The following is a 26,274-nucleotide window of genomic DNA, read 5'->3' on the forward strand; positions in this document are numbered from 1 at the left end:
GTTCATCTTAGAGGCTTTAGAGTAGTGCGCGTGTCGTTCTACTACGTGGCCAAGACCTTTGCCGTCGCCCCTCTGGTCAACACCGCTTTCCGCCCCTGGGTCAAGGGGCTCGACAACGTCCCCACCGAAGGCCCAGCGATCCTGACCTCGAACCACCTCTCCTTCTCCGACTCAGTCTTCCTCCCGGTGAAGGTGCCGCGCCCGGTCCGCTTCCTGGCCAAGAAGGACTACTTCGTGAAGAAGGGCCCCTGGGGCTGGACGCAGAAGAAGTTCTTCGAGGCCAGCGGACAGATCCCCATGGACCGCTCCGGAGGCCAGGCCAGTCAGAGCGCTCTCTCGGCGGCCGAAGCGGCGCTGCGCGACGGCGCACTGCTGGGCATCTACCCGGAAGGGACCCGCTCCCCCGACGGCCGCCTCTACCGCGGCAAGCTCGGGGTCGCCCGTCTGGCGCTGAACACCAGAGTGCCGGTGATCCCCGTGGCGATGATCGGCACGGAGAAGGTCCAGCCCATCGGCAAGAAGGTCCCCAACCTGCGCCGGGTGGGCATGATCATCGGGGAACCCCTCCACTTCGACGCCTACTACGACAACACCACCGATCGCTTTGCCCAGCGCGCCGTCACCGACGAGATCATGTATCAGATCATGCGGCTCTCCGGGCAGGAGTACGTGGATCTCTACGCCGCGGACGTGAAGCGCAAGCTCGAGCAGGAGAAGAAGGCCGGAAGCTAGCGTGTCGTCTGCTTGATGGCCCTGCGCACCCGTTTGGCACTCACCGTCTGAGCCGTCCCCAGCTGCTGGGCGAAGAGGTTGACCCGCAGCTCCTCGATCATCCACTTCACCGCGCGCAGCTGCTCCGGAACCGCCAGCTGCGGCGGAACAGCCTCCACCGCGGCGTCGTACTCATCCTCCAGCTGTTGGACCTGCTGCATATCCGTGGTGTCCTTGGCCACGGCCTGTCCGTCCTGGAGACGTTCCAGCCGAATCTGGGCCGCCCGCAGATAGCGCGGCATATGCCGCAGCTGCTGGTACCCGGTGGCGGTCACGAACCCTGGGTAGACCAGCTGATCGAGCTGCGCCGTCATATCCTCCACCGCAGGGCGCAGAGCCGCTGAGCGCACGCTCGCCAGCTGCGAGCGCAGTTCGGCCGCGGCCGTCAGCGACTGGGCGATCAGATCTGTCAGTGTCAGCACCGTCTCGATCAGGTCAGCGCGGGCGCTGCGGGCGATCCGGTCGAACTCCTCGGCGGTGAACGGAAGCTCCGCGGCGGAACCGAGTTCCCCGGGGACCAGGTGCTCCAGCGCAGCCGTGGTGGCATCGGCGACGATCTCCTCCACCTGGGAGAACTGGCCGAAGGCCATACGCTCCCGATTGCTGAGGTGATCGACCACATAGCGCTGCGGCGAGGGCAGCACGGCCCGCAGCAGGGCGACCACCCCACTGCGGTGCACCCGCGCCTGTTCCACAGCCGAATCCTGCACCGCGCAGCGCACACCCGCGCCGTCGGGCACCAAGGCCGGAAATCCGGTGACCTCCCGCCCGGCCACCGCTGCGGTGACCTCTCGCGGGATGTTCCCGAAGGTCCAAGAGGTCTGCTCGCGGGCCTGGGACACCGCGGCGGGCTGGTCGGTGATGGCCGCCTGCCCGGTGCCGTGTGCCGGTGTCGAGGCGGGGGCCGGCCTCGTGGTCTGCTGGCCGCTGGTGGCGCGGCTGATCGCGGCACGGCTCTCCGAGGAGAAGCGGACCTGCAGCTCTTCCAGGTCGGTCCCGGAGTCCAGCACCCGCCCCTTCTCGCTGATCACTGCGAAGGTGAAGCGCAGATGATCCGGCAGAGCCGAGACGTCGAAGACCGCGGGGTCGACCACGTGGCCGCGCAACCGCTGCAGAACTGCGGCCAGGGCAGGCTCAAGCGGGTCGACCCCCGGCTGGTAGTCGGCCTCGAGCCGCTCCAGAGCCTGGGCGGCCACGTCCGGGGCGGGGACGAAGTTCTTCCGCACCGACTTGGGCATCGAACGGATCAGATGGGTGATCAGCTCGGCGCGCAGCCCGGGGATCAGCCAGGAGAACCGGTGGGGCTGGAGCTGATTCAGGAAGAGCACCGGAACTCGGACGGTGATGCCGTCGGAACCGGTGCTGCCGGCCGTATAGCGGCTGGGATTGAACTCGTAGCGCAGCTCGAGGGCCAGACCGTCATGGTCGAAATGCTCTGGGAAGGCCTCGACGTCGACCTCCTCGGCCGAGTCGGCCAGCAGGTGCTCCTCACCCAGGTCCAACAGCTCCGGAGTCTCATGACGCTGCTTCTTCCACCACGTGTCGAAATGGCGCTGGGAGACGATCTTGGCCGGCAGGCGCTCGTCGAAGAAGGCGAAGAGCTCCTCGTCCGAGGCGCGCAGGTCCTTGCGGCGGGTGCGGTTCTCCAGCTCCTCGATCTCTTGGAAGCGCTCTCGGTTGCGGCGGTCGAAGTGGTGCCGGGTGTTCCAGTCACCTTCGATCAGAGCGCGCTGGATGAACAGCTCGCGGCTGTAGACCGGATCCACCTTCGCGTAGAGCACCTGACGGTCCGCGATCACCGGCACGCCGAAGAGCGTCACCTTCTGCGTGGCCACCACGGCGCCCTTGCGAGAGCTCCAGCGAGGCTCCGAGTAGGAGGTCTTGGTCAGATGCGGAGCGAGCTCCTCGACCCAGGCGGGATCCACCCTGGCCACTGTGCGGGCCCAGAGCCGCGAGGTCTCCACCAGTTCGGCGGCCATGACCCAATCGTGGTTCTTCTTGAACAGTCCCGAGCCGGGGAAGACGGCGAACCGGGTTCCGCGCGCTCCCTGGTAATCGCGGTTCTTGGGCGAATACAGACCGATGTGGCTGAGCAGCCCGGACAGCAGCGACTGGTGGACGGCGTCGCTGCTGGTGGCGGGATTCTTCGCCAGAGACGAGGCCCGCCGCCCACTGGGCAGCTCCCCCAGGTCGGCGTCGCGGGCGATCTCAGCCAGCTGCACGACCAGGTCCTGCCATTCGCGGACCCGCAGATAGTTCAGATACTCGCGGCGACACAGCTTGCGGAACTGATTGCCGGAGAGCTCCTCCTGCTTCTGCTGCAGATATCGCCACAGGTTCAGCAGCGCAGAGAAGTCACTGGTGTCATCGGCGAAACGGCGGTGCAGCTCATCGGCCTGCGCCCGCTCCGCTCCGCCGTCCCCGCCGGCCCCGGGGCGTTCCCGCGGATCCTGGATGGACAGGGCCGCCACCAGCACGGTGACCTCCTCCAGGCAGCCGCGCCGACCAGCCTCGACCATCATGCGCCCCAGCCTCGGGTCCACGGGCAGCCGCGAGAGCAGCCGCCCGGTGGTGGTGACCGTTCCGGACCTCTCCAAGGCTCCCAGCTCGGTGAGCAGGCGGACGGCGTCGTTGACCGCCTTGGAGTCCGGTTTCTGGACGAAGGGGAACTCCAGCAGCTCCTCCGGCGTGCGGGTGATGCCCATCGAGGACATCTGCAGCAGCACGCTGGCCAACGAAGTGCGCAGGATCTCCGGATCGGTGAACTCCGGACGGGAATCGAAGTCCTCCTCCGAATAGAGCCGGATCGCCACACCCGGCGAGGTCCGTCCGGCGCGGCCGGAACGCTGGTTCGCCGAGGCCTGAGAGATCGGCTCGATGGGCAGCCGCTGGACCTTCGTGCGGGTGGAGTACCGGGAGATCCGGGCCGTTCCGGTGTCGATCACGTAGGTGATCCCCGGTACGGTCAACGAGGTCTCAGCCACATTGGTGGCCAGCACGATCCGGCGCCGGCCCGAGGGGCTGAAGACCCGCTTCTGCTCCTGCATGGACAGCCGGCCGAAGAGCGGCAGGATCTCGGTGCCGGCCAGGCGGCGGTCCCTGCTGACCACGTCACTGAGGTGATCGGCGGCGTCGCGGATCTCCCGCTCACCGGGGAAGAAGATCAGGATGTCGCCAGATCCCTGACCTGCGGTCGGCTCCTCGGCCAGCTCCTGGACCGCCTCGGCGATGCCGTCGAGCAGGTCCTTCTCCTCCTCCTCGTGAGCGGGATCCTGGGCCTGACCGAACTCGTCCTCAGGGTCTGCAGCCTCAGCCTCCGGCCGCAGAGGCCTGTACCGGATCTCCACGGGGAAGGTGCGTCCGGAGACTTCGATGATCGGAGTGTCGTCGGGAAGCTCCTCGGAGCCCTCCGGAAGCTCCTGGCGGGTGAAGTGACGGGCGAATCGCTCCGGGTCGATGGTCGCGGAGGTGATCACCACCTTCAGGTCCGGCCGCTTCGGCAGGATGCGGCGCAGATAGCCGAGGATGACGTCGATGTTCAGGCTGCGCTCGTGGGCCTCATCGATGATGATCGCCGCGTAGCGCTTCAGCAGCGGGTCCCGCTGGATCTCAGCCAGCAGGATGCCGTCGGTCATCAGCTTCACCGCTGTGTTCTTCGACACTTCTGAGGTGAAGCGGACCTGATAGCCGATGTCCTCGCCGATGGAGGTGCCCAGCTCCTCGGCCAGACGCTCGGCCACCGTCCGGGCCGCCAGCCGGCGGGGCTGGGTGTGACCGATGAGGCCGCCCTGGTGGATGCCCAGCTCCAGCAGCATCTTGGGCAGCTGGGTGGTCTTGCCGGAGCCGGTCTCACCGGCGACGACGACCACCTGGTGCTCCCTCAGGGCGTCCAGGATGGTCTCCCGCTCACCGGTGACCGGAAGACGCTCCGGGTAGTTCAAGGTGGCGGCGGAATATTCGGCTCTGCTCCGGGCAGTCTGCTGCGGGGCGGTCTCAGGCATAACTGTACGAGTCTACAACCCCGAGATTCCGGGGGTTCTGAGCTCCCGTGACTCTCGATTATGCATTGGAGGAATTCTTGGGCTAGAGTAGTTCTCGCTGTTCGGCGCTGAAGCCGGGATCAGGGGCCCTCCTCGCAGAGGGATAACGAGACCGGAAAGCGTCGTTCAGAGCAGGGAAGTCCGAGGATTTCCCGTCTTGCGCGAGTGGCGGAATAGGTAGACGCGCTGGCTTCAGGTGCCAGTGCCTTCACGGGCGTGGGGGTTCAAGTCCCCCCTCGCGCACAACAGGGCGAAGGGCCCCGGACCGAGAGGTTCGGGGCCCTTCGTGTATGCGCAGACGAAAGGATCGCCCCGGGCTTATCCCGAGAATCGGCCGAGAAGGCCAGATCTCAGGACAAGCCCGGGGCGATCCGATCAGTCAGGACGCTTCCTCCGGAATGTGCGCGGTCTCCCCCATCAGCCGCAGCGCCACACGCAGCTTCTCCGCGGCCTCATCCATCTGCGCCGGATCGGGGTCCTCGATGGTGTTGGAGAAGTCATGGTCCTCCATGGAGTTCGAGGGCCAGACATGCAGGTGCAGGTGCGGGACTTCGAAGCCGGCGATGGTCAGCCCGGCACGCTGGGAGCCGAAGGCCTCCACCTGAGCAGTGCCGATGCGCTGGGCGACGGTGGTCAGGTGGGTGACCAGGTCCGCGTCGGCGTCGGTCCACCGGTCGATCTCCTGACGCGGCACCACCAGAGTGTGACCATAGGCCAGCGGCGCGATGGAGAGGAAGGCCACGCACCGCTGGTCCTGCCAGATGAAGCGACCGGGCAGTTCGCCGTCGATGATCTTGGTGAAGACTGTGCTCATAGTTCCACTGTATCCGCCTGCTACCCTGTGACAAGCATGAGTACCGACGCCTCACCCTCCCCTGCCGCGGGCGCACCGCGGGGCCGATCCACGCGCCAGAAGCGTGCCGTCTGGGCTGCGCTGAACTCCCTGGAGGACTTCGTCAGCGCCCAGGACCTCCACCGCATCCTGGACCAGCGCGGGGAGAAGGTCTCGCTCGCCACGGTGTACCGGGTGCTGCAGGCCCACCAGGAGGAAGGCCTGCTGGATGTGCTCCGGCCCGACGACGGCGAGGCCATCTACCGGCTGTGCGAGCGCGAGGAGCACCACCATCACTTGGTCTGCCGCAGCTGCGGACTGACGGTGGAGTTCGAAGCCCCGGACATCGAGAGCTGGGCCGGCGAGCTGGCCGACCGGAACGGGTTCACCGACGCCCGGCACACACTGGAGATCTTCGGCTACTGCGCCAGATGCTCAGCTGCCGACTGACTGCCCAGCAGATCACGCCTGCTGGGCTGAGCGTGCCATCACTTCGGCGACCTGGTGCTGACGCCGGATCCTGCGTCCACGGCCCACCCCGAGGCAGACCAGGTAGATCAGGAAGCTGATCGTGGTGATGTACGGGCTGATCGGCACCGTTCCCATCAGGGCCAGCATGATCCCGCCCACGGCTGAGACCAGGGCGAAGGCCATGGAGAAGAGCACCACAGAGAGCGGGCGCACGGCGATCTTCAGCGCCGCCGCCGAGGGCACGACCAACAGGGAGAGCACCAGCAGGGCGCCGACGACCTGCACCGACATCGCCACTGCTGAGCCCAGCAGCACCATGAAGATGATCGAGAGCGCGCTGACGTGGACCCCGCGGGCGGCGGCGAGCTGGGGATCCACCGAAGCGAACATCAGCGGGCGCCAGATCACGATCAGCACAGCAGTGATGATCACCGCGCCGGTGACCAGCGTCTGAGTCTGCATATCGTCCACACCGACGATCTGCCCGGTCAGCAGGCCGAACTGGTTGGACGAACGTCCCTGATAGAGGTGCAGGAAGAGGATGCCCAGTCCCATGCCGAAGGGCATGAGCACACCGGTGACCGCAGAGGTGTCACGGTCCTTCAGACTGAGCACCCCGATCAGCAGGGCGGCCACCACTGCGCCCACGGCAGAGCCGGCGACGACGTCGACCCCGGCCAGCAGCGCCAGGGCGGCCCCTGCGAAGCTGATCTCCGCGATGCCGTGGACCACCAGAGCGGTGCGCCGCAGCATGATGAAGATGCCGATGAGCCCGCCCATCAGACCGAGCACCCCGGCGGTGATGACTGAGTTCTGGACCAGCTGGAAGAGATCCCAGTAGCCGTCGGTGTTGAAGGATGAGGTGATGCGCTCGATCACAGGACGCCTCCATGGTCCACGTCGCAGTGGTCGCCTTCGATGTGGTCTGCCATGATCACCAGGCGGCCACGGTGCTCGATGACGTCCACCGGAGAGTCATAGAGATCGGAGAGCACCTCGGAGCGGATGACCTCCTCCGGCGTGCCGATCCGATACCGGCCGCGGGCGAAGTACAGCACCCGGTCCACGTGCTCGATGACAGGGTTGATCTCGTGGGTCACGAAGACCACGGCGGCGTCGCGCTCCTGAGCCTGACGGCGGATCAGCTCAGTCACCGCCTGCTGATGGTGCAGGTCCAGGGAATGCAGCGGCTCATCGCAGAGCAGGACGTCAGGATTGGAAGCCAGCGCCTGGGCGGCCCGGAGCCGCTGCTGCTCGCCTCCCGAGAGCAGTCCCACCGGCATGTCGGCGTAGTCGGTGGCGCCCACGTCCTCCAGCAGCTGGTCCACAGAGGCGTGCAGCGCCTTCGGGCGGGTGCGCAGGCCGAACCGGTGCCCGTCCAGACCCATCGCGATCAGGTCGCGGGAGCGCAGCGGGGTCTCCACCGGCAGCGTCTGCTGCTGCGGGATGTAGCCCACCCGACTGCTGCCGCGGCGAGCCGGGCGTCCGGAAATCTCCACCCGACCCCGGTCGAGCCGCTGCAGGCCCAGCAGGACCTTCAGCAGAGTCGATTTGCCGGAGCCGTTGGGGCCCAGCACGGCGAGGAACTCACCGGGGACCAGCTCGAGGCTCAGGTCCTCCCAGAGGGTGCGGCCGTGGAACCCGATCGTCGCTTCGTCCAGGCGCAGCACGGGTCTGTGCTGCGCATCGAGGTCCGCCTCAGGCACGCAGCTCCTCCACTGTCTCTTCGACCTGGCTGATGTTCTGCTCCATCCAGGCCAGGTAGTCCTCGACGTCGTCCGGGAAGGTCTCGCTGAACTCCAGCAGCGGCAGCCCCGCCTCCTCTGCGGCCTCACGGATCTGCTGGGACTGGTGCGTCTCGGTCTGGGGGTTATAGGCGAGCGCATCGACCTCGCCCTCGGTCACCAGGTCCATGGAATCCTGATACAGCCGGGGAGAGACGTCGTCGCCGTGCTCGACGGCGCTGAGGAACTCTTCCTCGGTCAGGTCTTCGAAGCCGGAGTCGAGGAGCAGGAACTGGGAGACCGGCTCCGTGGCGAAGTAGGCCAGCCCCTCGGCGTCGATGTCCTGGGCCCGCTCGAGCAGCTCATCGATCTCGGCGGAGAGCGCCTGGGCGTTCTCCTCGTAGGCCTCGGCGTTCTCCGGGGCCAGTTCGCCCATGTGTTCAGAGAAGTCCTGGGCGAAGCTGCTCATCAGTCCGAGGTCATACCAGATGTGCTCGTTCTCATACTCGCCGTCCCATTCGTGGGAGTGTTCGTGGTCCCCCTCGATGACCTGGTAGACGTCCTCGGCGATGCCGGCAGAGTCCGCCAGCTGGTTCATGTAGGAGTCATAGCCGCCGCCGTTGGCCAACACGACGTCGGCCTCCTCCACCAGCAGGCGGTCCTGCGGAGAGGCCTCATAGGAGTGGGGATCGATGGCGGGATTGTCCACCAGAGGTTCGACCTCGGCGGTGTCCCCCACGATCTGCTGGACCAGGTCTGCGTAGACATCGGTGGGAGCCACGATCAGCAGCCCGGTGTCCTCACCCTCAGCCCCGCCGGCACCGGCCTCGCCGTCACTGTCATCGCTGCAGGCTGTCAGGGCGAGAAGCGCGGCCGCTGTGAGCGCGGCCGGGCGCAGAAGAGAAGAATGCATGGCGAGAAGAATACTCCTGCCCGCTAATGAGAACAAATATCAACTGACTCCCTCCACCGTATGGCGCCGGCGGGAGTCGCGTGACTGTGTGGCATCGTTGATCTCCCCGACCAGCACCTCGAGGATGTCCTCCAGGAAGAGGACCCCGACGGTCGCACCGGTCTCGTCGATCACCCGGGCCACATGGGAGCCGGTCCGCTGCATCTGAGCCAGACAGTCGTCGACCTCCTCCGAGGGAGCCATGTTGCCCAGCGAGCGCACGGCGGTCACGGGGATCGGATCAGCAGACCGGACCTCGGGCAGCCCCATGATGTCCTTCAGATGGACGTATCCGGTGAAGCCGCCCTGCTCGTCCACGACGACGAAACGGGAGAATCCGGTCCGCCCCACGGCCTTCTCCACCTGCTTGGGCGTGACCTCCACCGGCACAGTGACCACCTCGTCCACCGGGACCATCACGGCAGCGGCGGTGTAGTCGCTGAACTCCAGGGCCCCGGCGATGACACCGGACTCATCGCGCACCGTTCCCCCGCGCTTGGACTCCGCAACGATGGAGCCCATCTCCTCCAGGGTGAAGGTGGAGACGACCTCGTCCCGGGGGGTAACCCTCATGGCGCGCAGCGTGAGGTTGGCGAAGGTGTTCAGCAGCCAGATCAGCGGCAGGAAGACCCGGTACAGGAACACCAGAGGCGGAGCCACGAGGAGCACCGCCCGATCCGCCACCGACACCGCCGTGTTCTTGGGGACCATCTCACCGAAGGTCACGTGCAGGAAGCTCACGAACAGCAGGGCCACCACGAAGGCCGCGGCGCTGGCCATCGGGTACGGGACGCCCAGGGCCACCATCGGCTCGGTGAGCAGGTGATGGATGGCAGGCTCGGAGACCAGCAGGATCAGCAGCGAGCACACAGTGATCCCCAATTGGGAGATCGCCAACATCTGCGAGACGTGCTCCATGGAGTACAGTGCCGTCTTGGCACGCTTGGAGCCCTGCTCCGCCTGGGGCTCGATCTGGCTGCGCCGGGCGCTGAGGACGGCGAACTCCGCCGCCACGAAGAAGGCGTTGCCCGCCAGCAGGACGACCAGCCAGACCAGTCCGAAGAGCTCCTCCATCATCGGTGCACACCCCGCTCCTGGGCCAGCTTGCGGGCCCGAGCCGAGGCAGCCTCCTGGGCCGCCCGGCGAGCCTCAGGATCGGGGATGAAGCGCAGCCGGTCGATCCGCCGCCCCTCGACGCCGGCCACCACCAGACGGCCGCCTGCGACCTCCACCTCGTCGCCGACTCCGGCGATCCTCCCCAAGGCGGAGAGGACGTAGCCCGCGGCCGTCTCGTAGGCGGCGTCGTCGGGGATCTGGAGCTCCAGGATCTGGGCGTTGATCTCATCCGGACGCAGCAGTCCCGGGAAGAACCAGTCGCCCGAGGCGGCCTGCAGAACTCCCGGGGTGATGCGGTCATGCTCATCGGCGACCTCGCCCACGATCTCCTCGATGAGGTCCTCCAGAGTCACCACTCCTGCGGTGCCGCCGTACTCGTCGACCACCACAGCCACCTGCAGCGGGGCTTCGCGCAGCACCGGCAGCAGGGAATCCAGGTGGATGGTCTCGGGCACTCGGGTGGCCTCGGACATCAGCGTGGCGGCCACCAGGCCGGCCCGCTTCTCCCGTGGGACGGCCACAGCCTTCTTCACATGGGCGACGCCGCGGACCTCGTCCACCGACTCGCCGAGGACCGGGAACCGTGAGTAACCGGTGCGACGGGCCAGCTCGATGAGCTCGACCACCGGCGCTTCAGCATCCACGGTGGCCATACGCAGCCGCGGAGTCATGACATCGGCCGCCGTCTGATCGGAGAAGCGCAGAGTGCGGTCCAAGAACGTGGCGGTTCCCTCGTCCAGGGTGCCCAGGTTGGCCGAACGGCGCACCATCGCCGAGAGCTCCTCGGGAGTGCGCGCACCGGAGAGCTCCTCCTTGACCTCCAGACCGAAGCGGTGCAGGACCTTGTTGGAGAAGCCGTTGAGCACGATAATCAGCGGCCTGAAGATCGCAGTGAAGATCAGCTGCGGACGCGCCAGCGCCCGGCCCACGCGGAAGGCCTCGGCCACGGCGAGGTTCTTGGGCACCAGCTCACCGATCAGCATGGTCAGCAGCGTGGCGATGAGCATGGCCACCACCAGAGAGACAGCCCCGGCCGCGGCGTCGGGAACGCCGATCGCCTCCAGCGGGTCCTCGAGCAGAGCCCCCAAGGCAGGTTCGGTCACGTAACCGATCAGCAGCGTGTTCAGCGTGATGCCCAGCTGGCAGCTGGAGAGCTGGGTGGACAGCGACTTCAGACACTTCATCAGCGGCACTGATCGCGTGTCGCCGCGGTCGATCGCCTGCTGAACGGTGGGTTGGTCGAGTGCTACCAGTGAGAATTCCACGGCGACGAAGAAGCCGTTGCCCAGAATGAGCAGCAGGCCGACGCCGAGCAGAAGCCATTCCACCTAGCGGATCCACCCCCGCGCATCAGGGGCGGACGGATGCCTGAGAATACCGGCGAAGCCAGGTTGTCGATACTCCATAGGTGCAGAATCATACCGCACCCCACAGAGCCCCTCACCAGCTGGCGCTGACCGGCTTGCCCTCCTCATAGCCCGCTGCGGACTGCACCCCCACGATGGCCCGCTGCCGGAACTCGGGCAGATCCAGCGCGCCGGCGTAGGTCATCGACGAGCGCACTCCGGCGGTGATCGAATCCAGCAGGTCCTCCACTCCGGGCTTGGCCGGGTCCAGGTACATCATCGAGGTGGAGATGCCCTCCTCGAAGAGTCCCTTCCGCGCCCGGGAGAAGGCACCCTCGGAGGCTGTGCGCTTCTGCACCGCGCGGGAGGAAGCCATGCCGTAGCTCTCCTTATAGCGACGCCCCTGAGCGTCGCTGAGCAGATCCCCGGGAGACTCGTGGGTCCCGGCGAACCAGGAGCCGACCATCACCTGAGAGGCGCCGGCGGCCAGGGCCAACGCGATGTCGCGGGGGTGGCGCACTCCCCCGTCGGCCCAGATGTGGCTGCCCAGCTCGCGGGCGGCCTCAGCACATTCCAGCACCGCGGAGAACTGCGGCCGACCGACGGCGGTCATCATGCGGGTGGTGCACATGGCGCCGGGACCGACGCCGACCTTGATGATGTCGGCTCCGGCCTCGACCAGATCCCGCACCCCCTGGGCCGAGACCACGTTGCCGGCCACGATGGGCACCACCAGGCCGGTCCGCTCCACGGCCCGGCGCACCTGAGCCAGCGCATCGAACATCTTGCGCTGGTGGCCGTGGGCGGTGTCCACCACCAGCACATCGACCCCCGCCTCCAGCAGAGCCGAGGCCTTGGACTCCACATCGCCGTTGATCCCGACGGCGGCGGCCACCTTCAGCCGACCCTCGGCGTCGAGGGTGGGACGGAACAGCGTGGAGCGCAGCGCTCCGCGCGGGGTCAGCACGCCGGCGAGGGTGCCGTCGGCCTCGGTGACGGGCGCGTAGTCGGCCCCGGCGGCGTCCATCTGCTCGAAGATGCTCTCCAGCCCGGACTCCTGGACCTCGGCGGCGGTGAAACGGATCTGCGGCATGCGCATCACAGAGGCCACCGACGAGAAGCGGTCCACCCCCTCGCCGTCCTCGGCGTTGACGATGCCGGCCAGGCGCATCTCATCGTCGATCACACACACAGCCGGGTGGTTGCGCTTGTCCAGCAGGTGCAGGACATCGAGCACCGTGTCCTGCGGAGTCACCTTCAGCGGGGTCTCGAAGACCGGGTGGCACCCCTTGACCCATTCGGTCACCTGGCGGATGACCTCCAGCGGCACGTCCTGGGGCAGCACCCCCAGTCCTCCGCGGCGGGCCATGGTCTCGACCATCCGACGGCCCGTCACCGACGTCATATTCGCGGCCACCAGAGGAATGGTGGAGCCGGTTCCGTCATCTGCCGAGATGTCGGTCTCCATCCGCGAGACGGTCTCAGAACGGGACGGAACCAGGAAGACATCCGCGTAGGTCAGGTCCGTGACAGGTTGATTGAGGAACTTCATGGAGCTCGGCTTCCGCTTCGAAGGGTGTTCGGCGTCTGACACGATACCGCGGGCGGTGGCAACGACGTAGCCCGAGTCACTATGCTTGGACTCCGGTGACGGACAACCGTAGCCCGCACAAGGCCGTGCCGGGCAACCACAGAACACATATGGAAGAGGCGTATCCACAGTGCCAGAGCTAACGTCCAGCCGTCTTGCGGAAGAATTCCCCGGGAACGAATGGTTGGTCGCCGACATATACGACAAGTATCGGGACGATCCGAATTCGGTGGACCGCAAATGGGCGGACATCTTCCGCAGGCTGGAGGGTGAGGACGCGAGCTCCTCGACAGACTCCCAGGCCTCTGCCCCCGCCTCGCAGAACGGCACGACCCAGACCGGCGGCTCTTCGGCAGAATCAGATGCGCAGAGCGAGACCAAGGCCTCGGCCGGCAACCAGCGCAGCGTGAACGACTCCACTCCGGCCTCTGCCACGCCCGCGGATCCGGAGAGCGCCCAGAAGGCGTCCTCGGAGAAGTCCGCGGCGTCGAAGCCGGTGGCGCCGAAGACGCCCACCACGAAGAAGGCCAAGGACTCCGACACGACACCGATCCCGTCGGAGCCCTCCGCCTCCAAGGACAAGAAGTCTGAGGGAGCGGCAGAGGCGCCGCAGGACGAGGTCACGGTCCTGAAGGGCATGTCCAAGGCGATCGCGGCGAACATGGACGCCTCCCTGGAGGTCCCGACTGCGACCACGGTGCGCGCCGTGCCGGCCAAGCTGCTGATCGACAACCGCACGGTGATCAACAACCACCTCAAGCGGACCCGCGGCGGCAAGGTCTCCTTCACCCACCTCATCGGCTACGCGATGCTCAAGGCCCTGCGTGCCCACCCGTCGATGAACGTCACCTACGACCGCAAGGACGGCAAGCCCGCCGCCGTCCAGCCGGCACATGTGAACTTCGGGCTGGCCATCGACATGCCGCGTCCCGACGGCAGCCGCGCCCTGGTGGTGCCCAACATCAAGGCCGCCGAGCAGATGAGCTTCACCGACTTCTGGGCCGGTTACGACGACGTCGTCAAGCGCGCTCGGGACAATAAGCTCACCCCGGACGACTACGCCGGAACCACGGTCTCCCTGACCAACCCGGGCGGCATCGGCACCGTGCACTCCGTGCCGCGCCTGTCCAAGGGCCAGGCCGTGATCGTCGGCGTCGGCGCTCTGGAGTACCCGGCCGAGTTCCAGGGTACCTCGGAGAAGACGCTGAACAACCTGGCGGTCTCCAAGGTCATCACGCTGACCTCCACCTATGACCACCGCGTCATTCAGGGTGCGGGCTCGGGCGAGTTCCTCAAGACCATCCACGAGCTGCTGCTCGGCAAGGACGGGTTCTACGAGGAGATCTTCGAGGCCCTGCGCATCCCGTATGAGCCGGTGCACTGGTCCGCCGACATCCAGGTCAACCCTGAGGACCAGATCAACAAGGTCGCACGCATCCAGCAGCTGATCCACTCCTACCGCGTGCGCGGTCACCTGATGGCCTCGGTGGACCCGCTCGAGTACCGGATGCGCCACCACCCGGACCTGGACATCGAGTCCCACGGTCTGACCCTCTGGGACCTGGACCGTGAATGGCCCACCGGCGGGTTCGGCGGCAAGGAGATGCTGCCGCTGCGCAACATCCTGGGTGTCCTGCGCGACTCGTACTGCCGCAGCACCGGCATCGAGTACATGCACATCCAGTCCCCCGAGGAGCGTCAGTGGTTCCAGGACGAGATCGAGCACCCCTATGAGAAGCCCAGCCGGGACGAGCAGTTCCGCATCCTGGGTCGACTCAATGCGGCAGAGGCGTTCGAGACCTTCCTGCAGACCAAGTTCGTCGGACAGAAGCGGTTCTCCCTCGAAGGCGGCGAGTCGCTGATCCCGCTGCTGGATGTGATCCTCTCGGAAGCCGCCGATGAGGGCCTCGACGAGGTGGCCATCGGCATGGCCCACCGCGGGCGCCTGAACGTGCTCACCAACATCGCCGGCAAGACCTACGCACAGGTCTTCCGCGAGTTCGAGGGCCGCGAGGCCGGCACGGGCTCCGGCGACGTGAAGTATCACCTGGGCACCCGCGGCGAGTTCACCTCCGACCGCGGCAACTCCACCAGCGTCTACCTGGCGGCGAACCCCTCCCACCTGGAGGCGGTCAACCCCGTCCTGGAGGGCGTGGTGCGTGCGATGCAGGATCGTCTGGATCAGGGTGCGGACAACCTCAACTCCTTCTCCGTGATGCCGCTGCTGGTCCACGGCGACGCTGCCTTCGCCGGACAGGGCGTGGTGGCCGAGACCCTGAACCTCTCGCAGCTGCGCGGCTACCGCACCGGTGGAACTGTGCACGTGGTGGTCAACAACCAGGTCGGCTTCACCACGGCACCGTCCTCGGCCCGTTCGATGACCTACTCCACCGATATGGCCAAGGCCATCCAGGCACCGATCTTCCACGTCAACGCCGATGATCCGGAGTCGGTGGCGCGGGTGGCCCAACTGTCCTTCCGCTACCGCCAGCGGTTCAACAAGGATGTCGTGATCGACCTGGTGTGCTACCGCCGTCGCGGTCACAACGAGGGCGACGACCCGTCGATGACCCAGCCCAAGATGTACAACCTGGTGGAGGCCAAGCGCACCACCCGCCGGCTGTACACCGAGGCTCTGGTCGGACGCGGCGACATCACCCAGGAAGAGGCCGATCAGGCTCTGCAGGACTACCGCCAGCGCCTGGAGCGGGTCTTCACCGAGACCCACGCCGCCCAGACCCAGCCGGTCTCCACGGTGGAGGCATCGGGCAGCGGCGGAGACGTCGCTCCCACGGCCTCCGAGGAGGAGGAGACCACTCCGGAGCGCGCGGCCACCGACACCGCGATCTCCGAGGACAAGCTGGCCCACATCGGCGAGGTCCACACCAACATCCCCGAGGGCTTCACCGCTCACCCGAAGCTGAAGTCCCTGCTGGAGAAGCGCGCCAAGATGTCCCGCGAGGGCGGGATCGACTGGGGCTTCGCGGAGATCGCGGCCTTCGGCTCGCTGCTCATGGAGGGCACCGAAGTGCGCCTGGCCGGTCAGGATTCCCGCCGCGGCACCTTCGTGCAGCGTCACGCGGTCTTCCACGACCGGGTCAACGGCGACGAGTGGTACCCGCTGAAGAACCTGACCGAGGATCAGGCCCGTCTGTTCATCTACGACTCGCTGCTCTCCGAGTACGCCGCACTGGGCTTCGAGTACGGCTATTCCGTGGAGAGCCCGAACGCGCTGGTGCTCTGGGAGGCTCAGTTCGGCGACTTCGTCAACGGTGCCCAGATCATCATCGATGAGTTCATCGCCACCGCCGAGCAGAAGTGGGGCCAGCGCTCCAGCGTGGTCATGCTGCTGCCGCACGGCTACGAGGGCCAGGGCCCGGACCACTCCTCGGGACGTCCGGAGCGCTTCCTGCAGCTGTGCGCAGAGGACAACATGACGGTGGTCATGCCCTCCAACGGCGCGAACTACTTCCATCTGCTGCGCCGTCAGGCTGTGGCCCGTCCGCGCCGTCCGCTGGTCGTCTTCTCCCCGAAGCAGCTGCTCCGGCTGAAGGCCGCCGCGAACTCCGTGGAGGACTTCACCGAGGGCACCTTCCAGGAGGTCATCGGCGATCGGGAGGTGGACCCGCAGAAGGTCAAGCGCGTGCTGGTCACCTCGGGCCGTCTCTACTACGACCTGGTCGCGACGCGCGCCAAGCACGACGACGAGACCACTGCGATCGTGCGCCTGGAGCAGCTCTACCCGATGCCGGTGGAGCAGCTGCAGGAGGAGCTCAACCGTTTCCCGGCCGATGCGGAGTTCGTCTACGCCCAGGACGAGCCTGAGAACCAGGGCCCGTGGCCGTTCCTCGGCATGAACCTCAGGCCGCTGCTGACCCAGGTCCTGCACCTGGTGGCACGCCCGGAGTCTGCGGCCACCTCAGTGGGCCAGGCCAAGCGTCATGCCAAGGAGCTGGAGACTCTGCTCGCGCAGGCCTTCCCCCACCTGGACCTCTGAGGCCTGTAGGCTGTCGCCAATGGAACCACGTCACATCAGGCTCGTCGCCCTCGGCAACGAGCTGCTCAGCGGAGTCGGTGATCCTCGAGCGCTCGGATGGTTCGGGCGTGTGCTGGCCAAGACGCCGGTGGACACTGTGGACCTCGAGCACTACGTGTTGGCGATGCCCCGCGAGGGAACCGAGGCACTCTCCCGCCGTTGGCAGGAGGAGGCCATGCCTCGGTTCTCCGCGGGAGCTCCTGAGGGCACGGAGAAGTTCCTCCTGCTCGCCCTCAACGACTCCGACCTCGACGGCGCCAGCTCAGCCCGGTCCCGGCTGAACCTGGCCAACGTCCTGGACCGGGCCAGTCAGGAGGGCATCCGCTGCCTGGTGGTCGGACCGACACCGACGCTGGACGAGGAGCGCAATCAGCGGATCGCCGAGCTCAACGCCGCCTACCAGGACGTCGCTTCGCGCCGGTCCCACGTCTACGTGGACACCTACCGGCCGCTGCTTCAGCACGAGCAGTGGCGGGGCGACCTGGCCGCCAACGGTGGACGTCCGGGTCAGGCCGGCTATGGGCTGATCGCCTGGCTGGTCCTCCACCGCGGCTGGTACCAGTGGTTGGGCTTGTCAGAGCCGGTGACGTAGGATGGTCGGGTTGCCGATCTGAAGGAGGCCGCTATGAGTAAGCGTGGACGGAAGCGCCGCGACCGCCGGAAGAAGAACGCGAACCACGGCAAGAAGCCGAACTCCTGATCAGGAGATCCGCGTATTCTTCCCGGCTGTCAGCAGGCAGCTGAGATGAGAGAAGGGCCCCGGCGGAATGATTCCGCCGGGGCCCTTCTGCATCGGCGGAGAGCACGGAGGCGCCCTCAGGTCTACTGGTGCTCGCGTCCCTGCCCGCCGTGGCCGGCTTCAACACGCAGTTCGCTGATCCTCTCCAGGATGGTGACCTTCAGAGCCTCAGGGGCGCGCTCCACACAGGAGCGGCGCACCGTGGCCCGGATGATGCATTCCAGGTCATGGGCCGAGGAGCAGTCGGGGCAGTCGTCCAGATGCGCCTGGACCTCCTCGATGTCCCTGCGGCTCAGCGCGCCGTCGAGGTACTCATAGATGCGCTCCATGCGCTCCTCGGTCTCCTCGCAGTCGCCGTTGAGGCAGTTCTCCTGCAACCACTTGCCGGCGCCGGTGACCGGGTAGTCAGATTCGGCGGTGCTCATTTCTTGGCCTCCTGCTTCTTGAAGCCGCGTTCACGGGCGTAGTCGGTCAGCAGTTCGCGCAGCAGCTTGCGCCCGCGATGCAGACGGGACATCACCGTGCCGATGGGGATGTTCAGGATCTCGGCGATCTCCTTATAGGCGAAGCCCTCGACGTCCGAGAAGTAGACCGCCAGGCGGAACTCCTCAGGGATCTGCTGGAGGGCGTTCTTCACGTCCGAGTCCGGAAGGTGGTCCAGTGCCTCAGCCTCCGCCGAGCGCAGCCCGGAGCTGGTGTGTTCGGCGGCCTGGGCCATCTGCCAGTCCTCCACAGTGTCCGTGTTGGCCTGCTGCGGCTGACGCTGCTTCTTCCGATAGATGTTGATGTAGGTGTTGGTCAGGATCCGGTACAGCCAGGCCTTCAGGTTGGTGCCCGGCTTGTACTGGTGGAAGGCCGAATAGGCCTTCGTGTAGGCCTCCTGGACGAGATCCTCGGCGTCCTGCGGATTGCGTGTCATCCGCATGGCCGCCGAGTAGAGCTGATCCACATACTGCATCGCCTCGTGCTCGAATCGGGCACGGCGCTGCGTCTCAGTCTCTGCCGCCAGGTCGACGTCGGGACTCTCTGTGCTCTCAGTCATTGCCCAAGAGTGTACCGGGGCAGTGATCACCGCACTTGTCATATGGTGCTCAACGGCAGATCGTTCCCGGACATTCCTGCGGGAGTCCTCCTGATTCGGTACATTGTCTCTTGGACAAGCTTTGAGCGCCCGCCTACAGGAGGATTCCATGTCCCTGATCCGCAAAGTCGCCCGTCCGCTGCTCGGTGCCAGCTTCATCGCCGACGGCGTCGACCGGCTCCGCAACACTGAGGAGGCCGCCGCGACGCTGGGGCCGACCCTGGAGGAGATCGGAGCGCTCGTCCCCCAGGCTGAGCCGCTGACCTCCAACCCGCAGCGCACCACTCAGGTGCTCGGCGGGGTCGAAGTGGCCGCCGGCCTGGCCCTGGCTGTGGGCAAGTTCCCCCGCCTGGCCGCGCTGACCCTCTGCGGCGTGCACAAGCTGAACTCCTACGCCGAGTACCGCTCCGCTCCGCTGGAGACCGAGGAGGATGTGGCCGCACAGCGCACCACTCTGCTGAAGAACGTCTCCATCCTGGGCGGCCTGGGGATCGCCGCCGTGGACCTGGCCGGCAAGCCGTCGCTGTCCTGGCGCGCTGAGCACATCGCCAAGCAGTCCAAGAAGAAGGGCGCAAAGTTCCGCGAGAAGACCATCAAGTGGGCCGAGGATCTCGGTGATGACGCGGTGAAGGCCGCCAAGTCCCTGGAGAAGGACGCCAAGAAGGACTTCGCGCGCGCTGAGAAGGAGGCCAAGAAGGCCATCTCCCAGGCGGCGAAGACTGCCGAGAAGAAGTCCAAGGACGTGCGCTGAACGGTTCCCCGGTGACTTCTCATACTGCTGAGGCGCCCTCGTCCGGTGACCAGGCCTGGCCTGCTCCCCTGGCGGGGGCACCGGTCTGTGGCGAGGTGACCGTCCCCGCCTCCAAATCCCTCACCAACCGTTTCCTCCTGCTGGCCGCACTGGCCGAAGGCCCCTCTGTGGTGGTCAACGCCCTCGAGTCCCGGGACAGCCGGCTGATGCTCCAAGCCCTCGAGGCCTTGGGCGCCTCCGTGGAGCATATCCCTGACTGGAAGGGCACCGGTGAGGCCGCCGTGCGCCTGACGCCGGTGCCGCTGGCTCCTGCGTCATCGCAGGCTCCGGCCCAGGTGGACTGCGGCCTGGCGGGCACTGTCATGCGCTTCCTGCCGGCTGTGGCGGCTCTGACCGGTCGGCGCGTCGCCTTCGACGGCGATCCGGAGGCCCGCATCCGCCCCATGGGAGCCGTGCTGGAGGGCCTCTCCGCCTTGGGTGCGCAGATCTCCGACGACGGCCGGCCCGGCTACCTCCCCTTCACCGTGGAGTCCCCCGGCGGGCTCGACGGCGGCGAGGTCGCCATCGACGCCTCCGCCTCCTCTCAGTTCGTCTCCGGGCTCCTGCTGGCCGGAGCACGGATGCGCCGGGGGCTTCGACTGCGTCATACCGGCCGCTCCGTCCCCTCCTCCGAACACGTGGCGATGACGGTGCAGGTCCTGCGCCAGGCCGGTGTTGAGGTGGATGATTCCCAGCCCTTCGTCTGGGCCGTCTCCCCCGGCCCGATCCCTGCCTTCACCGTCCGGGTAGAGCCGGACCTCTCCAACGCCGGCCCGTTCCTGGTGGCCGCCGCCGCCACCGGCGGAGAAGTGACCATGCGCGGCTGGCCCGCGGAGTCCACTCAGATCGGCCGACGCTGGACCGAGCTGCTGCCGCAGTTCGGCGCAGAGGTCTCCACCGTGCCCGAGCCCGGGGGTGAGACGCTGACGCTGACCGTGCGCGGCGCCCGGGACGAGCAGGGCCGGCCCCAGGTGCTCTCCCCCGGCACAGTGGACGGCACGGCGGAACTGACTCCCACCGTCGCCGCTCTGGCAGCTCTGGCCCCGGAGCCGACGACCTTCACCTCAGTCGACCACCTGCGCGGCCATGAGACCGACCGGCTGGCCGCTCTGGTGGCTGAGATCCGGCGCCTGGGAGGCAGCGCTGAGGAGACCGCAGACGGCTTCCGGATCACCTCGCCGGTGCGTCATGGAGCCACGGTGTTCAGCTATGCGGATCACCGGATGGCCACCTTCGGCGCCGTCGTGGGCCTGAGGATCTCCGAGGTGCTGGTCGAGGACATCGGCTGCACGTCGAAGACGATGCCGACCTTCCCCGCGCTCTGGCGCAGCCTCGTCGAAGGAGACGCCCCGCGTTGAGCAGATGGGAGAACTGGGACGAGTCCTCCGTGCGCGTGCGTCCGAACAAGAAGGGCTCGAGGCCTCGGACCAAGGACTCGCCCGCCTACTCCGAGGCCGAACTCGGCCGAGTGGTGACGGTGGACCGCGGCCGCTACACCGTCTCCCTGCCCGACCGGGCCGTCTCCGCCGTGCGGGCCAAAGCTCTGCGGCGGACTCCGGTGGTTCCCGGCGACATCGTCGGACTGGTGGGCGACACCAGCGGCGAGGAGGGCAGCCTGGCCAGGCTGGTGCGCATCGAGGAACGCAGCACACTGCTGCGGCGCAGCGCCGATGACACCGATGACGCTGAGCGCGTCATCGTCGCCAACGCCGATCAGCTGCTGATCGTGGTGGCCGCGGCGGACCCCGAGCCCCGCACCGGGTTCATCGACCGCGCCCTGGTGGCCGCCTACGACGCCGGCATCACTCCGATCCTGCTGATCACCAAATCGGACCTCGCCGACGATCCGGCGGATCCCGCAGGGCTGATCAGCCACTATGCCGAACTCAACCTGACCACGGTGATCTCTGCACGATCCGCTGGGAACGAAGACCTCTCCGCAGAGGCGGTCGAGTGCCTGCGGGAGCTGTTGGACGGGCATGTCACGGCCATGATCGGCCACTCCGGCGTCGGGAAGTCCACAATGGTCAATGCGCTCACCGGGGCCGATCGCGCCACTGGGGGTGTGAACGCTGTGACCGGCCGCGGGAGGCACACCTCATCCTCCGCCGTCGCGCTGCTGCTCCCCCATGCGGGCGGATGGATCATCGACACCCCCGGCATCCGGTCCTTCGGACTGGCTCACGTGGACCCTGATGATGTCCTCGCAGCCTTCGAGGATCTCGTGGAGGGCTCTGCCGACTGCGAGCCGGGCTGCACCCATGAATCTCCCGAAGGGGGCTGCGCCCTCGACGCCTGGGTGGAGGCCGGCAGGGCCGGAGACCACGGGCAGGCCCGCCTGAAGTCGCTGCGCGGGCTGCTGGCGTCGCTCTCCGGCGCGTCAGAAGGCCCGGGAGAGAAGCGACTGGGTAGCGTGGAACCATGAATACAGCTGGCACCAGCCCGTACACCGAGGATCTGCGCCTGGCGCATATGATCGCGGACTCTGTGGACTCCCAGACGATGTCCTTCTTCAACGCGATGGACTTCGAGGTGGAGACCAAGCCGGATCTGACCCCGGTCACCGAGGCCGACCGCCAGGCCGAAGAGCTGATCCGCGGACAGCTGGGCCGCGCCCGCGGACGGGATGCGATCTACGGGGAGGAGTACGGCTCCTCGGGATCCGGACCGCGGCGCTGGATCATCGACCCGATCGACGGCACCAAGAACTTCATCCGTGGCGTGCCTGCCTGGGCCACACTGATCGCCCTGGTGGACCACGGCGAGCCGGTGGTGGGCGTGGTCAGCGCCCCCGCGCTGGGACGGCGCTGGTGGGCGGCCAAGGACGGCGGCGCCTATACCGGCAAGTCGCTCTCCTCGGCCAGGCAGCTCGGCGTCTCCAAGGTCGCTCAGCTGGAGGACGCCTTCTTCTCGTACTCTTCGCTGACCGGGTGGCGCGCAGTGGGCCGCAGCCAGAACTTCCTCGAGTTCACTGAGACCGTGTGGCGGACCCGAGCCTTCGGGGACTTCTGGTCCTACTGCATGGTCGCCGAAGGAACAGTGGACGTCGCTGCGGAGCCGGAGCTGAGCCTCCACGACATGGCGGCTCTGGTGCCCATCGTCCAGGAGGCCGGGGGGCGCTTCACCTCGTTGGACGGGGAGCCGGGCTGCTCCGGCAGCAGCGGGTTGGCCACCAACGGACTGCTCCACGAGGCGGCGCTGGGCGCTTTGGCCGCGGACTCTCCGACTCCGTGGGAGTCGGACTGAGAGCCGCTGCCGTGTGGGACGTGGCGGGGAAGATTGACGAGGAATATTGCCCCCTCAGGGCTGGTTGACCTACACTGAAGGGCCGTCGTCCAGACGCTGAGCGTCACAGGCGGCGGAGGTTATTGATAACCACATAAGGGGCCGATCGGTTTCGACGATCTGAGTTGAGCATGGGGAAGCGAGCCGTGGACGCCAAGTGACCACGTTAAAACCCCTTGAGCAACCCAATAAGTGCCGAATCTAAGCGCACTGACTTCGCCCTCGCTGCCTGATTGCAGCGACGCGAGTCTGTCAGCCTGAGGTTGCTGTCGCCTCAGTGTCTGGCATCAGCTAGATAGCCACTGGATCGACGTCCTCGTCGTGGGGACGGCGATCGAGATTTCACACGACTGGGTCCGTCAGGCGCTCGTCTGCGTGACGCCTGGGACCGAGCAACACTATGAGCAGACTACGCTCGTAGAAGCCCATGTGAATCCAGATCGGACCCGGGTTCAATTCCCGGCGGCTCCACCATCAGCGCAAAAGGGCGGCATCCTTCGGGGTGCCGCCCTTTTCGCGTCTGAAGGCCGTGGCTTTCGTCCATTGGCACGTCTGAGTCGCCAGAACGACGCCGACCCCACCCATCTGTGCCAATGGACAGGAAAGGTCGTGCACTCTGGCCGCTAGGGTAGGTATGCCCATCATCCCAGGTCCAAGGAGGCACCCGAACTGACACGGCCTGTCTATCTGCTCCAAGGCCTGGCGCAGAGCCCCGGCGCCTGGGACCGTCTCTGCACGCAGCTTCCGGATGACATCCGCGTCGAGCGCGTCGAGGCCCTCGCCCTCGGGTTCAACGGTGACCAGCTGTCACTGATCCGCGCCGCTCGGGAACTCGAGGATCGCATCGCTGAGCCCGAGGCGGTCATCTGCGGCCTCTCCTACGGCGCCGTCATCGCACTGCGCCATGCCCTCGACTTCTCCTCGGCCGGGCACCGATACCTGCTGGCCGGCCCGCCGACCAAACCCTGACGCTGGCCCGGACGGCTTCTCCGCCTGGCTCCACGGCCCGTGCGCTGGTTCATGCAGCTGCGCAGCGGCCGCTCAGCTCGCCGAGGAGATCACGCGGCAGGCACACCGCTGATCAGCACGCCGAGGGCCGCGGCGGCGAAGCCGAACACCACATGCACGGTCCAGGTGCTGATCGCCCGCGCCTGCTGACCGTCCATCCACAGCTGGGCCACGCGGAGCGAGACGGTGGCGAAGGTGCTGAGCGCACCCAGCAGGCCGAAGGAGAGCACGGCCACCACCGGCTCGGAGAAGATCCCGTCAGCGGGCTCCTGCCCCTCTCCCCCGTGCGCAGAGAAGGCCCCGAAGAGGAAACCCAGCACCAGACAGGCCAGAGTGTTGGCCGCCAGGATGCCGAAGGGCAGAAGTCGGTCCAGCAGCAGCCGCAGCACCGCACCGGCGGCTCCCCCCAGGGCCACACCGGCGACGACGGCGAGAGTCAGCGATGCCGTCATACTCGGCGCTCCTCACAGGTATGGTCCACACAGCCGAACGCGGATCTGCCCACGGTCAGTCCGCCGGCGGCGGCCGCTGTGCAGCCGATGACGCTGATCATCAGATAACAGAACATCTCCACCGCACCAGGGCTGACGTAGGTGGCCGCACTGAGACCTTCGAAGATCCCACCCGGTGTGGACGGCATCACCGCGAGGATCACCGAGGAGAACGTGGTGAACGATCCGAGCAGACCGGTGCCCAGGACCGGCAGCACCCAGCCAGGGACACGAGGGCGGGCGGAGACCACTCCGAACACCAGCCCCAGAGCCGCTGAGCCTGCCACGTTCACCGCCAGAGTGGTCCATGGGAACTTCATGCCCTGTTCGGGGAAGAACTCGCCCATCAGCAGGCGCAGCAGAGCACCGGCGGCGCCGGCCAGGGCGACCAGCGGGATCAGACGGGCCAGGGCAGGCAGCCGCCGCATCACAGCGCTCCCCTCACAGCACGCTCACCCGCATGGCATGAGCCAGCTCATGCTCCAGACGGATGTCTTCCGAGGCACCGTGGTGGGCCGGGGCCAGCACCACCTCACCGTCCTCAGCGCTGACGACGGTGGCCTGGGCTCCGATCTCCACGTGGCTGTCCGCCAGCACGCGCAGAGCCTCCGGTACGGCGTCGTCCACCTGCTCCAGGCGCACGTCCGCTGACTCGGGAACACGGCAGAGCAGCTGGGTCTCCGGGTAGTGCAGTCGAAGGTCCGGCCCCGGAATGGGGTCGCCGTGCGGGTCCACCCGCGGGTGACCCAGTCGCTCATCGAGACGGTCCACGAACTTCTCGGAGACCGAGTGCTCCAGCCGCTCAGCCTCCTCGTGGACCTCTTCCCACCCATAGCCGAGCTCGCGGACCAGCCATGTCTCGATCAGGCGGTGCCGACGCACCATGGCCAGAGCCAGCTGCTGGCCCTCGGGGGTGAGTCGGATGGGAGCGTAGGGCCGGTGGTCCACCAAGCCGAGGTCGGCCATCTTGCGGATCATCAGGGTCACCGACGGATTCGAGACGTCCAAGGTCTTCGCCAGCGCCGAGGCGGTGACCGTGGCATCGTCCCACTCGGAGAGCCCGTAGATCGTCTTGGCGTAGTCCTCCACCGAGGTGGTCGCCGTCGAGGTCGCCGTCGAGCGACCTTGGGCAGAGGTGCGGGGCGTCATGAGGCCAGTCTATCGGCCTGGCTGAGCGGACGGCGTCGGCGCATCCGGCTGAGCAGGCCCTTCCGTGGGGCGAAGACGTAGGCCAGCGCGAACTGGGCCGCCTGGGCCAGCACGATCGACCCGCCGGTGGAGATGTCCAGCCAGTAGCTGGCGTAGACGCCCACCACCGCCGCCGCCGCGGCTGAGGAGGAGGCCACGGCCAGCATCCGGCCGAAGGTTCGGCACAGCAGGAAGGCCGTGGCGCCGGGGATCACCAGCATCGCCACCACCAGGATGATGCCCAGCGTCTGCAGGGCCGTCACGGTGGTCAGCGCCAGCAGGGCCAGCAGCAGCGTGGAGAGCAGACCCGTGGACAGCCCGATGCTGTGGGCGTGGGTGCGGTCGAAGGCCAGCAGGGTGAAGTCGCGTCGTCGCAGCAGCAGGACGGCGGCGGTCAGCAGTCCCAGCGCGGCGACCTGGTAGAGGTCGCCGCGGGCGGTGCCCAGCACGTTGCCGAAGAGGATGTGCTGCAGGTGGGTCTCACTGGGCGTGCGGGAGATCAGCACCAGCCCCAGGGCGAACAGCGAGGTGAAGACCACACCGATGGCCGTGTCATGCTTCAGCGTGGAGCCGGTGTTGATGCCACCGATCAGCAGCACCGCCAGCATCCCGAAGACGAAGGCGCCCACCGCCATCGGAGCCCCGAAGGCGTAGGCCAGCACGATGCCGGGGAGGATCGAGTGGGCCACGGCCTCCCCCATCAGAGACCATCCCATCAGCACCAGCCAGCAGGAGAGCAGCCCGCAGACCGCCGAGGCGACCACGGCCACCATCAGCGCGTTCTGCATGAAGGGCAGCTCCAGAGGCTGGGTC

23 protein-coding genes, 1 tRNA gene and 1 other RNA gene are annotated in these 26,274 nt (G+C 67.2%); 11 read left to right on the top strand and 14 right to left on the bottom strand.

Going from position 1 to position 26,274, the window contains the following annotated elements; translation table 11 throughout:
• Nucleotides 1–30 precede the first annotated feature (30 nt).
• Complete coding sequence (locus JOF45_RS07365; protein WP_342591431.1) at nt 31–732, top strand: lysophospholipid acyltransferase family protein; 702 nt, start codon at nt 31–33, stop codon at nt 730–732.
• Here JOF45_RS07365 and hrpA read toward each other — a convergent pair.
• On the bottom strand, nt 729–4,772 hold the full coding sequence (gene hrpA / locus JOF45_RS07370) for an ATP-dependent RNA helicase HrpA (RefSeq protein WP_210048788.1): 4,044 nt from the start codon (nt 4,770–4,772) through the stop codon (nt 729–731). The two genes, JOF45_RS07365 and hrpA, sit on opposite strands and share 4 nt — an antisense overlap.
• Before the next feature lie 198 nt (nt 4,773–4,970).
• Between hrpA and JOF45_RS07375 the strand changes: the two genes are divergently transcribed.
• Nucleotides 4,971–5,054, top strand: a tRNA-Leu gene (locus JOF45_RS07375).
• A gap of 136 nt (nt 5,055–5,190) precedes the next feature.
• Here JOF45_RS07375 and JOF45_RS07380 read toward each other — a convergent pair.
• On the bottom strand, nt 5,191–5,625 hold the full coding sequence (locus tag JOF45_RS07380) for an HIT family protein (RefSeq protein ID WP_210048789.1): 435 nt from the start codon (nt 5,623–5,625) through the stop codon (nt 5,191–5,193).
• A 36-nt stretch (nt 5,626–5,661) separates the two neighbouring features.
• On the opposite strand from JOF45_RS07380, the gene JOF45_RS07385 reads away from it, so the two are divergent.
• A complete protein-coding gene (locus tag JOF45_RS07385; protein WP_210048790.1) occupies nt 5,662–6,093 on the top strand; it encodes a Fur family transcriptional regulator in 432 nt (143 codons plus the stop codon).
• Nucleotides 6,094–6,105: 12 nt separating this feature from the next.
• On the opposite strand, the gene JOF45_RS07390 is transcribed toward JOF45_RS07385, so the two are convergent.
• From JOF45_RS07390 to guaB1, 6 genes are all read right to left on the bottom strand, one after another.
• Complete coding sequence (locus JOF45_RS07390; RefSeq protein ID WP_342591432.1) at nt 6,106–6,993, bottom strand: metal ABC transporter permease; 888 nt, start codon at nt 6,991–6,993, stop codon at nt 6,106–6,108.
• Nucleotides 6,990–7,820 carry a metal ABC transporter ATP-binding protein gene (locus JOF45_RS07395; protein WP_342591433.1) on the bottom strand — a complete coding sequence of 277 codons (831 nt, stop codon included), beginning with the start codon at nt 7,818–7,820 and terminating at the stop codon, nt 6,990–6,992. Before JOF45_RS07395 ends, JOF45_RS07390 begins: the two co-directional genes overlap by 4 nt.
• A complete protein-coding gene (locus tag JOF45_RS07400) occupies nt 7,813–8,751 on the bottom strand; it encodes a metal ABC transporter solute-binding protein, Zn/Mn family (protein WP_210048791.1) in 939 nt (312 codons plus the stop codon). The genes JOF45_RS07395 and JOF45_RS07400 overlap by 8 nt, the downstream gene beginning before the upstream one ends.
• Before the next feature lie 39 nt (nt 8,752–8,790).
• Entirely contained in the window at nt 8,791–9,867 is a 1,077-nt protein-coding gene (locus JOF45_RS07405) for a hemolysin family protein (RefSeq protein ID WP_210048792.1), read from the bottom strand.
• Nucleotides 9,864–11,234, bottom strand: coding sequence for a hemolysin family protein (locus JOF45_RS07410; protein ID WP_210048793.1), 1,371 nt, complete (start codon nt 11,232–11,234; stop codon nt 9,864–9,866). The genes JOF45_RS07405 and JOF45_RS07410 overlap by 4 nt, the downstream gene beginning before the upstream one ends.
• Before the next feature lie 112 nt (nt 11,235–11,346).
• Nucleotides 11,347–12,804, bottom strand: a complete 1,458-nt coding sequence (gene guaB1, locus JOF45_RS07415; protein WP_210048794.1) for a GMP reductase — start codon at nt 12,802–12,804, stop codon at nt 11,347–11,349.
• Between the two features lie 169 nt (nt 12,805–12,973).
• On the opposite strand from guaB1, the gene JOF45_RS07420 reads away from it, so the two are divergent.
• From JOF45_RS07420 to JOF45_RS13765, 3 genes are read left to right on the top strand one after another with little or no spacing between them, the layout of a single operon-like run.
• Entirely contained in the window at nt 12,974–16,840 is a 3,867-nt protein-coding gene (locus JOF45_RS07420) for a multifunctional oxoglutarate decarboxylase/oxoglutarate dehydrogenase thiamine pyrophosphate-binding subunit/dihydrolipoyllysine-residue succinyltransferase subunit (RefSeq protein ID WP_210048795.1), read from the top strand.
• A gap of 19 nt (nt 16,841–16,859) precedes the next feature.
• Nucleotides 16,860–17,471, top strand: a complete 612-nt coding sequence (locus JOF45_RS07425; RefSeq protein ID WP_210048797.1) for a GDSL-type esterase/lipase family protein — start codon at nt 16,860–16,862, stop codon at nt 17,469–17,471.
• 33 nt (nt 17,472–17,504) lie between these two features.
• Nucleotides 17,505–17,579 (top strand): 50S ribosomal protein bL37, encoded by a 75-nt coding sequence (locus JOF45_RS13765; protein WP_378578708.1) that lies wholly within the window; start codon nt 17,505–17,507, stop codon nt 17,577–17,579.
• A 122-nt stretch (nt 17,580–17,701) separates the two neighbouring features.
• Here JOF45_RS13765 and rsrA read toward each other — a convergent pair whose 3' ends face one another.
• Together rsrA and JOF45_RS07435 are read right to left on the bottom strand one after the other, a co-directional pair.
• Complete coding sequence (gene rsrA, locus JOF45_RS07430; protein ID WP_210048799.1) at nt 17,702–18,043, bottom strand: mycothiol system anti-sigma-R factor; 342 nt, start codon at nt 18,041–18,043, stop codon at nt 17,702–17,704.
• Nucleotides 18,040–18,660, bottom strand: coding sequence for a sigma-70 family RNA polymerase sigma factor (locus JOF45_RS07435; RefSeq protein WP_188682608.1), 621 nt, complete (start codon nt 18,658–18,660; stop codon nt 18,040–18,042). The genes rsrA and JOF45_RS07435 overlap by 4 nt, the downstream gene beginning before the upstream one ends.
• Nucleotides 18,661–18,808: 148 nt before the next feature.
• On the opposite strand from JOF45_RS07435, the gene JOF45_RS07440 reads away from it, so the two are divergent.
• From JOF45_RS07440 to ssrA, 5 genes are all read left to right on the top strand, one after another.
• Entirely contained in the window at nt 18,809–19,450 is a 642-nt protein-coding gene (locus JOF45_RS07440; protein WP_210048801.1) for a DoxX family membrane protein, read from the top strand.
• A gap of 11 nt (nt 19,451–19,461) precedes the next feature.
• Nucleotides 19,462–20,847: a 3-phosphoshikimate 1-carboxyvinyltransferase gene (gene aroA, locus JOF45_RS07445; RefSeq protein WP_210048803.1), complete on the top strand. Its 1,386-nt coding sequence runs from the start codon at nt 19,462–19,464 to the stop codon at nt 20,845–20,847.
• A complete protein-coding gene (gene rsgA / locus JOF45_RS07450; protein ID WP_210048805.1) occupies nt 20,844–21,914 on the top strand; it encodes a ribosome small subunit-dependent GTPase A in 1,071 nt (356 codons plus the stop codon). The genes aroA and rsgA overlap by 4 nt, the downstream gene beginning before the upstream one ends.
• Nucleotides 21,911–22,735 (top strand): histidinol-phosphatase, encoded by an 825-nt coding sequence (hisN, locus tag JOF45_RS07455; RefSeq protein ID WP_210048807.1) that lies wholly within the window; start codon nt 21,911–21,913, stop codon nt 22,733–22,735. Before rsgA ends, hisN begins: the two co-directional genes overlap by 4 nt.
• A gap of 137 nt (nt 22,736–22,872) precedes the next feature.
• Nucleotides 22,873–23,248: a transfer-messenger RNA gene (ssrA, locus tag JOF45_RS07460) on the top strand.
• A 584-nt stretch (nt 23,249–23,832) separates the two neighbouring features.
• Here ssrA and JOF45_RS07465 read toward each other — a convergent pair.
• From JOF45_RS07465 to JOF45_RS07480, 4 genes are read right to left on the bottom strand one after another with little or no spacing between them, the layout of a single operon-like run.
• The gene (locus JOF45_RS07465) at nt 23,833–24,234 is read right to left on the bottom strand and encodes a fluoride efflux transporter FluC (protein ID WP_210048809.1); all 402 of its coding nucleotides are present in this window, start codon (nt 24,232–24,234) and stop codon (nt 23,833–23,835) included.
• The gene (locus tag JOF45_RS07470; RefSeq protein WP_245324547.1) at nt 24,231–24,701 is read right to left on the bottom strand and encodes a fluoride efflux transporter FluC; all 471 of its coding nucleotides are present in this window, start codon (nt 24,699–24,701) and stop codon (nt 24,231–24,233) included. The genes JOF45_RS07465 and JOF45_RS07470 overlap by 4 nt, the downstream gene beginning before the upstream one ends.
• Before the next feature lie 13 nt (nt 24,702–24,714).
• Nucleotides 24,715–25,422 carry a metal-dependent transcriptional regulator gene (locus JOF45_RS07475; RefSeq protein ID WP_210048813.1) on the bottom strand — a complete coding sequence of 236 codons (708 nt, stop codon included), beginning with the start codon at nt 25,420–25,422 and terminating at the stop codon, nt 24,715–24,717.
• On the bottom strand, nt 25,419–26,249 hold the full coding sequence (locus JOF45_RS07480) for a metal ABC transporter permease (protein WP_210051375.1): 831 nt from the start codon (nt 26,247–26,249) through the stop codon (nt 25,419–25,421). The genes JOF45_RS07475 and JOF45_RS07480 overlap by 4 nt, the downstream gene beginning before the upstream one ends.
• Between the last annotated feature and the right edge of the window lie 25 nt (nt 26,250–26,274).

The sequence above is a fragment of the Nesterenkonia lacusekhoensis genome (assembly GCF_017876395.1).
Lineage (GTDB): Bacteria > Actinomycetota > Actinomycetes > Actinomycetales > Micrococcaceae > Nesterenkonia > Nesterenkonia lacusekhoensis.